8 protein-coding genes are annotated in these 8,241 nt (G+C 34.6%); all 8 read left to right on the forward strand.

Going from position 1 to position 8,241, the window contains the following annotated elements:
- The first annotated feature begins 6 nt into the window (after window positions 1-6).
- Window positions 7-1,032, forward strand: coding sequence for a UDP-3-O-(3-hydroxymyristoyl)glucosamine N-acyltransferase (gene lpxD, locus EQG68_RS14280; protein WP_129465567.1), 1,026 nt, complete (start codon window positions 7-9; stop codon window positions 1,030-1,032).
- On the forward strand, window positions 1,032-2,429 hold the full coding sequence (locus tag EQG68_RS14285; protein ID WP_129465568.1) for a bifunctional UDP-3-O-[3-hydroxymyristoyl] N-acetylglucosamine deacetylase/3-hydroxyacyl-ACP dehydratase: 1,398 nt from the start codon (window positions 1,032-1,034) through the stop codon (window positions 2,427-2,429). The genes lpxD and EQG68_RS14285 overlap by 1 nt, the downstream gene beginning before the upstream one ends.
- 11 nt (window positions 2,430-2,440) lie before the next feature.
- On the forward strand, window positions 2,441-3,226 hold the full coding sequence (gene lpxA, locus EQG68_RS14290) for an acyl-ACP--UDP-N-acetylglucosamine O-acyltransferase (RefSeq protein WP_129465569.1): 786 nt from the start codon (window positions 2,441-2,443) through the stop codon (window positions 3,224-3,226).
- A 54-nt stretch (window positions 3,227-3,280) separates the two neighbouring features.
- Complete coding sequence (gene efp / locus EQG68_RS14295; protein ID WP_129465570.1) at window positions 3,281-3,847, forward strand: elongation factor P; 567 nt, start codon at window positions 3,281-3,283, stop codon at window positions 3,845-3,847.
- A 66-nt stretch (window positions 3,848-3,913) separates the two neighbouring features.
- Entirely contained in the window at window positions 3,914-4,843 is a 930-nt protein-coding gene (locus EQG68_RS14300) for a UDP-3-O-(3-hydroxymyristoyl)glucosamine N-acyltransferase (protein WP_129465571.1), read from the forward strand.
- Window position 4,844: 1 nt separating this feature from the next.
- Window positions 4,845-5,207 (forward strand): nuclear transport factor 2 family protein, encoded by a 363-nt coding sequence (locus EQG68_RS14305; protein ID WP_129465572.1) that lies wholly within the window; start codon window positions 4,845-4,847, stop codon window positions 5,205-5,207.
- A 108-nt stretch (window positions 5,208-5,315) separates the two neighbouring features.
- The gene (sucD, locus tag EQG68_RS14310) at window positions 5,316-6,188 is read left to right on the forward strand and encodes a succinate--CoA ligase subunit alpha (protein ID WP_129465573.1); all 873 of its coding nucleotides are present in this window, start codon (window positions 5,316-5,318) and stop codon (window positions 6,186-6,188) included.
- 87 nt (window positions 6,189-6,275) lie between these two features.
- The coding region (locus tag EQG68_RS14315; RefSeq protein WP_129465574.1) for a leucine-rich repeat domain-containing protein at window positions 6,276-8,241 on the forward strand (1,966 nt) is incomplete at its 3' end.

Here is an 8,241-nt window from a genome sequence, read left to right on the forward strand (position 1 = left end):
GTCGGAATGAAATTCACTGCAGCTCAAATAGCATCCATATTAGAAGGCGAAGTCGTTGGAAATCCCAATGTAGAGGTCTATAAATTATCTAAAATAGAAGAAGGTTCTGAAGGTTCGCTAACGTTTTTAGCCAATCCCAAATACGTCAATTTTATCTATTCTACTCAAGCATCAATCGCAATTGTAAACCATACATTTGAACCGGAACAAGCAATTTCAGCAACTTTAATAAAGGTGGAAGATGCTTATAAATCATTTTCTAAATTACTGGAATATTACAATCAAGTCAAGTTAATGAAATCAGGTATTGAGCAACCTTCGGTTATATCAGAAGGAGTTAGCTATGGTGAAGGATTGTATTTAGGAAGTTTTTGTTACATCGGAAAAAATGTCAAGATTGGAACTAATGTTAAAATCTACCCCAATAGTTTTATTGGAGATAATGTGGTGATTGGTGATAACTGCGTATTTTTTGCCGGAGCCAGAATTTATTCAGAAACCGAGATAGGAAATAATTGTGTGATTCATTCCGGAACGATTATAGGTTCTGACGGGTTTGGTTTTGCACCTAACGAAGATGGAACCTATAATAAAGTGCCTCAAATAGGTAATGTAATCATCGAAGATAACGTTGAAATTGGTGCATGCTCTACTATAGATAGAGCAACTTTAGGTTCAACGGTTATTCGAAAAGGAGTGAAGTTAGACAACCAAATTCAGGTTGCTCACAACGTTGAAATTGGTGAAAATACCGTTATTGCAGCACAAACCGGAATTGCCGGTTCTACAAAAATTGGTAAGAATTGTATAATCGGTGGTCAAGTTGGAATAGCCGGACATTTAACTTTAGCAGATGGAGTCCGTATCCAAGCCCAATCAGGTATTGGAAAAAGTTTAAAAGAGGGAGAAACTGTTCAAGGATCACCGTCTTTTAATTACGGCGATTACAACAAATCGTATGTGCACTTTAAAAACTTACCAAAAATTGTCAACGATATACACGAATTAAAGAAAATAATAATAAAAGAATAATGGTACAATCGGTTAAACAAAAAACCATAAAAAACGAAGTTACTTTAAAAGGAGTAGGACTACATACCGGCCAAGAAGTAACCATGACGTTTAAGCCAGCACCGGTTAATAACGGTTTTACATTTGTGCGAGTGGATTTAGAAGGACATCCTATCATAGAGGCTGATGCAAATTATGTAGTCAATACACAACGTGGAACCAATTTAGAAAAAAATGCAGTCAAAATTCAAACCTCTGAGCATGTTTTAGCAGCCTGTATTGGTTGTGATGTTGATAATATTATTATTGAGTTAAATGCTTCAGAACCACCAATTATGGACGGTTCTTCTAAATATTTTGTTGAAGCTCTTGAACAAGCAGAAGTAGTGGAACAAGAGGCGGAACGAAAAGTTTATGTAGTCAAAGAAGTCATTTCTTATACAGACGAAGCAACCGGAAGTGAAATATTAGTGATGCCATGTGAAACTTACCAAGTAACTGCCATGGTTGACTTTGGTACAAAAGTACTTGGCACACAAAATGCCACCATGAAAAACATCAGTGAATTTAAAAAAGAAATTGCTGATGCCAGAACATTCAGTTTTCTTCACGAATTAGAATCACTCTTAAATAATGGTTTAATAAAGGGAGGTGATTTGAATAACGCCATCGTTTATGTGGATAAAGAAATTTCAACTGAAACAATGGAAAATTTAAGAACTGCTTTTGGAAAAGATAACATTTCAGTTAAACCTAATGGCATATTAGATAATTTAACTTTACACTATCCGAATGAAGCGGCTCGTCATAAATTGTTAGATGTTGTAGGAGATTTGGCTTTAGTGGGCACACGAATTCAAGGAAAAGTGATTGCCAATAAACCTGGTCATTTTGTCAACACACAGTTTGCTAAAAAACTTGCAAAAATCATCAAAATTGAACAACGAAATCAAGTGCCTTGTTACGATTTAAATCAGGAACCCTTGATGGATATTCATAAAATTATGGCCATGTTACCACACCGACCTCCATTTTTGTTGGTCGATAAAATTTTTGAATTAACAGAACAACATGTGGTTGGGTTAAAAAATGTAACGATGAATGAACCGTTCTTTGTGGGACATTTTCCGAATGCTCCTGTAATGCCTGGTGTTTTAATTGTAGAAGCAATGGCTCAAACCGGAGGAATTTTAGTATTAAGTACTGTTCCGGATCCTGAAAATTATTTGACGTATTTTATGAAAATAGACAATGTAAAATTCAAACACAAAGTGTTACCGGGTGATACATTGATATTTAAATGTGATTTAATTTCTCCCATTAGAAGAGGGATTTGTCACATGCAAGCCAATGCTTATGCCAATGGAAAATTAGTAGCAGAGGCTGAATTAATGGCTCAAATTGCCAAAAAGAACTAAAAAAGAAAAGTATGAATCAACCGTTAGCATACGTACATCCGGGAGCTAAGATTGCCAGAAATGTGGTAATCGACCCGTTTACCACTATTCATAATAATGTAGTAATTGGTGAAGGAACCTGGATTGGCTCAAATGTTACCATTATGGAAGGAGCCAGAATTGGTAAAAACTGTAATATTTTCCCCGGAGCTGTTATTTCAGCTGTTCCTCAAGATTTAAAATTTGGCGGAGAAGAATCTTTAGCCATTATTGGTGATAACTCTACCATTCGGGAGTGTGTTACAATCAACAGAGGAACCATCGCTTCCGGTCAAACAACCATTGGTAAAAATTGTTTGATTATGGCAACGGCTCACGTGGCTCATGATTGTCATATTGGTGATAATGCCATTATTGTTAACGGGGTGGCTTTAGCCGGACACGTTACCGTAGGTAATTTTGCTATTATTGGCGGTTTGGCAGCCGTTCATCAGTTTATTAATATCGGTGATCACGCTATGATTTCCGGTGGCTCATTGGTTCGAAAAGATGTACCGCCCTTTACAAAAGCAGCCAAAGAACCGCTTTCGTATGTGGGAATTAATTCTGTTGGATTGAGAAGAAGAGGATTTACATCTGAAAAAATCAGAGAAATTCAGGAAATCTATCGTATTTTATATCAAAAAAATTATAACACCTCTCAAGCAGTAAGTATCATTGAAGCCGAAATGGCCGCTTCTCCTGAAAGAGATGAAATTCTTCAGTTTATCAGAAATTCTTCACGTGGTGTGATGAAAGGGTATACAGGAGTTTATTAGAAAGGTAATTTTCTATTAATATAACAAACAAATTAAAATTTAAATAAAAAAAGAATGGCAAGTACTGCAGATATTAGAAACGGATTATGTATTAAACACAACCATGACATTTACAAAATTGTAGAATTTCTTCACGTGAAACCGGGTAAAGGACCTGCATTTGTTAGAACTAAATTGAAAAGTTTGACCAACGGAAAAGTGTTAGATAATACGTTTTCTGCCGGACATAAAATTGATGTAGTGCGAGTAGAAACGCATACGTTCCAGTTTTTATATTCAGAAGGGAATGAATTTTACTTCATGAATACAGAAAGTTTCGAACAAATTACGTTAAATAAAGATGTTTTAGATGCTCCGGATTTATTGAAAGAAGGAACTAACGTAATGGTTCAAATCAATACTGAAAATGATATGCCATTATCAGTAGATATGCCGGCATCCATTATTTTAGAAGTAACGTATACAGAACCCGGAGTGAAAGGAAATACTGCTACAAACGCAACAAAACCAGCCAAAGTGGAAACCGGAGCCAACGTGAATGTTCCATTATTTATTAATGAAGGCGATAAAATTAAAATTGATACCGCTTCCGGTGCTTATATGGAGCGAGTGAAAGAATAGTCAATTTCAATTTCAAAAAACAATTTCAATTTCAAAGTTCAATATCAATAGCAATTTTCAAGTTTTATGAAATTTCCAAAAACGCATTCGCTCAAAGAAATAGCTCAAATTATTGGTAGTGAATTTGTGGGCGAGGAAAATTTTCCGGTACACGGTATGAATGAAATTCATGTGGTTGAACCGGGAGATATTGTGTTTGTTGATCATCCAAAGTATTACGACAAAGCTCTTCAATCAGCCGCAACCATTGTTTTGATTAATAAACAAGTGGATTGTCCCGAAGGAAAGGCTTTGTTGATTTCTGATGATCCTTTTCGTGATTTCAATAAATTAACGAATCATTTCAGACCGTTTGCGTATTCGAATGTTTCTATTTCTTCTTCCGCTCAAATTGGAGAAGGTACGGTAGTTCAACCGAATTGTTTTATTGGAAATCATGTAAAAATCGGTAAAAATTGTCTGATTCATGCCAATGTTTCCATTTACGATCATTGTGTGATTGGCGATAATGTAATTATTCAAGCCGGAACCATTTTAGGTGCTGATGCATTTTATTACAAAAAAAGACCCGAAGGATTTGATCAATTGCTTTCCGGTGGTCGAGTGGTAATTGAAGATAATGTTGGAATTGGAGCGTTATGTTCCATTGATCGAGGAGTTACCGGAGACACAACCATTGGAGCCGGTACAAAAATCGACAATCAAGTGCATGTGGGTCACGATACCGTAATTGGTAAAAAATGTTTGATTGCGGCACAAACCGGTATTGCCGGTTGTGTGGTGATTGAAGATGAAGTTACCTTATGGGGGCAAGTCGGAACCACAAGTGGCATTACGATTGGATCAAAAGCTGTTATAATGGGACAAACCGGAGTAACCAAATCAATTGAAGGAGGAAAAACTTATTTTGGCACTCCAATTGAAGAATCAAGGGAAAAATTGAAACAATTGGCTAATATCAAACGAATTCCGGAGATAATTGAAAAATTAAAATAAAATGAGCCCAAAAGAACTAGTTCAATCATTTTACCAATCCGATGCTTTGTATAACACCAAAACATTAGAGACTTATTTACATCCCGAAGTGATATTAGAGTGGAATAGCAGTAAAGGTTTTATCAAAAAAGATCATGATGGATTATTACAAATGGCGAATGATTTAAAAAAAGGTTATGAAACATTTGTCGTTCAAATTCATCAACTAGTAGCCGAAGATAATCTAGTTTCAGTACATTACACTCATTTTGGTACCACCATTGAAAATCCTAATCAAATTAATCGCTTGGCTTATTTTTTTGTGATTTGGGAAATTCAAGATGGAAAATTGTACCGAGGTTATCAAATGAGTCAATTGCCTTAATCCTATTTTTGTATAGCAATTTTACAAAAAAAATAAAAAAAACGTAAAAAAAGAATTTGAAAGAATTACTTTTGTAACGCAAAAAATTAAACACAAACAAACACAATCATGAGCGTTTTAGTCAATAAAAATTCAAAAATAATTGTTCAAGGATTTACCGGAAGCGAAGGAACTTTTCATGCTTCACAAATGATTGAATATGGTACAAATGTAGTGGGTGGAGTTACACCAGGTAAAGGAGGAACAACCCATTTAGACCGTCCGGTTTTTAATACAGTAAAAGATGCGGTAGAAAAAGCGGGTGCCGATACAACCATTATTTTTGTTCCACCGGCTTTTGCTGCTGATGCCATTATGGAAGCGGCTGATGCAGGTATTAAAGTCATTATCACCATCACAGAGGGAATTCCGGTGGCTGATATGATTAAAGCGTATGACTATATCAAAGGTAAAAATTGTCGCCTAGTCGGGCCAAACTGTCCGGGTGTAATTACGCCTGAAGAAGCGAAAGTAGGTATCATGCCGGGCTTCGTTTTCAAAAAAGGAAATGTGGGAATCGTTTCAAAATCGGGAACATTAACGTATGAAGCGGCTGACCAAGTGGTAAAACAAGGTTTAGGAATTACCACCGCTATCGGTATTGGTGGAGATCCAATTATTGGAACTACAACAAAAGAAGCAGTAGAATTATTGATGAATGATCCGGAAACACATTGTATCGTAATGATTGGTGAAATTGGAGGTCAGTTAGAAGCGGATGCAGCTAAATGGATTAAAGCCGACGGAAACCGTAAACCGGTGGTTGGATTTATTGCCGGTGAAACGGCTCCAAAAGGAAGAACAATGGGGCACGCCGGTGCAATCGTTGGTGGTGCAGATGACACCGCCGAAGCGAAGAAAAGAATCATGAGAGAAAATGGTATTCACGTGGTTGACTCACCGGCTGAGATTGGTAAAAAAGTAAAAGAAGTTTTAGGATAATTTCCAAAGTTATCTTTTTATAAAATAGTAAAGTCTTTCCGTTTTTGGAAAGACTTTTTTTATATATTTGATTTTCAAATACTTTTTATGAAGAAATTTTACACTTTAGTTTTGTTTGTGATTACTTTTTTTAGTGGGAATGCTCAGATAGTTAATATTCCTGATGCGAATTTTAAGGCGAAGTTGTTGGAGGCAGATTATGATAATGATATTGCTGATTACATTAAAATTGATTTAAATGAAGATGGTGAAATAGATTTTGCAGAGGCTAGTAGTATTACAAGTTTAAAAATAAATAATTCGAATATTAGTAGTATAGAGGGCATTGATGCTTTCATATATTTATTAGATTTATTTTGCTATAATAATAACCTCACTACAGTTGATATATCTCAAAATTTATCTCTAAGGTATATTGATTTTAGTCAAAATAATTTAACGAGTTTAAATACTTCTCAAAATGTTAATTTGAATAACATTAAATGTGATGACAATCAACTAACGGTTATTGATGTTTCTCAAAATCCTCTTTTACTGGAAATATCTTGTAGTAATAACCTAATAACATTTCTTGATGTTTCTCAAAATCAAAATTTGACAGATTTAGTGTGTGATAATAATCAGCTCTTGAATCTAGATCTTTCACAAAATTTGCAATTAATTACACTCATTTTCTCCTCTAATCAAATTACAGATGTTGATGTCTCACATCTACATTTTTTACGTAATTTATTGTGTAATGATAATCAATTGACAACTTTGAATGTTTCACAGAATATACTTTTAAGACAATTAAGATGTGTAAACAATCAATTGGTAACATTAGATGTTTCACAAAATGCTATCTTGGAAGATTTAATTTGTGGATTTAATCAATTAACAACTTTAGATACTACACAAAATCCACTATTAAAGCAACTTTCTTGTGGAGGTAATCAATTGTCAACTTTAGATTTTTCTCAAAACCTACAATTGCAAACATTAAATTGTTCAGATATTCCGTTAACAATGATAGATCTCTCTCAACATGTTTACTTGGAAATTTTAAAATGTTCTAATAATCAGTTGACTTCACTAATTATTAAAAACAATAACCAAGGTAATTGGTTTAATTTAGATTTCAGCAATAATCCTAATTTACAATATATTTGTGCAGATGAAGCAGATATAGCATTCGTTCAACAGCGAATAGCTTTTTATGCTTATACCAATTGTCATGTAAACAGCTATTGTTCTTTCGTTCCTAACGGTACATTTTATACCATTCAAGGCAATACTAAACTAGATGCTAATGCTAATGGTTGTGATACTTCTGATAGTAATATGCCTAATCAGAAATTTACTTTTACCTCTGGTTCTTTAACGGGTTCTTTAATTCCTAATGAATCGGGTTCTTATGGTTATGATGTGCAATCTGGAACACACGTAATTACGCCTGTTTTAGAAAACCCAAACTACTTTATCATTTCTCCAACTTCTGCCAGTGTTACTTTTCCGGCTTCAACCAGTCCATTCATACAAGATTTTTGTGTAACTCCCAATGGCATAAAAAATGATTTAGAAATAACCATCATTCCAATTGAAGTGGCTCGACCGGGTTTTGATGCTGAATACAAAGTTATTTACAAAAACAAAGGAAATCAAGTGGCAAACGGAGCTATTACTTTTAATTTTGATGATACAATTATGGATTTGATTTCATCAATTCCGTCAGTTGATGGTTCAGGAACAAATAGTTTCAATTGGAACTTTACTAATTTAAATCCTTTTGAAACCAGAGAAATTGATTTAGTATTTAATATCAACTCGCCAATGGAAACACCTGCCGTAAATAGTGGTGATATTTTAGTTTATAACGCTACTATCGTTGGAGCAACAGATGAAACACCAACTGACAATACATTTACTTTAAACCAGACCGTAGTTAACTCCTACGATCCAAACGACAAAACCTGTTTAGAAGGAAATACAATTTCACCAGAAATGGTTGGTGAATACGTACATTATATCATCCGTTTTGAAAACACAGGAACTTTTGCTGCCGAAAATGTAG

It is taken from the genome of Flavobacterium piscinae (genome assembly GCF_004122145.1).
Taxonomy (GTDB): domain Bacteria; phylum Bacteroidota; class Bacteroidia; order Flavobacteriales; family Flavobacteriaceae; genus Flavobacterium; species Flavobacterium piscinae.